This window comes from Psychrobacter halodurans, assembly GCF_017498075.1.
In the GTDB taxonomy this organism is placed as follows: domain Bacteria; phylum Pseudomonadota; class Gammaproteobacteria; order Pseudomonadales; family Moraxellaceae; genus Psychrobacter; species Psychrobacter celer.
Genome location: NZ_JAGBKN010000067.1, coordinates 1 through 305 on the forward strand (window position 1 = coordinate 1; position 305 = coordinate 305).

The window sequence follows — 305 nt, forward strand, 5'->3', positions numbered from 1 at the left end:
AAAAAAGAGGAATTACCCATGGCAAAGGCCAAGTTTGAACGCAACAAGCCACACGTCAACGTCGGCACCATCGGACACGTTGACCACGGTAAAACGACCCTAACTGCCGCTATCGCAACCGTAGCAGCAAAAACCTCAGGCGGCGAAGCCAAAGACTACGCAGCCATCGATAGCGCGCCTGAAGAAAAAGCACGTGGCATCACCATCAACACCTCACACGTAGAGTATGACACCGACACCCGTCACTACGCCCACGTTGACTGCCCAGGTCACGCCGACTACGTTAAAAACATGATCACCGGTGC

At 53.8% G+C, this 305-nt stretch carries 1 protein-coding gene; it reads left to right on the forward strand.

Features of this window, described 5'->3' with window-relative positions; genetic code table 11:
- Window positions 1–18 precede the first annotated feature (18 nt).
- Window positions 19–305, forward strand: a 287-nt coding sequence (locus J3491_RS11955) for a GTP-binding protein (protein WP_243456392.1), incomplete at its 3' end; no start/stop codon positions are given.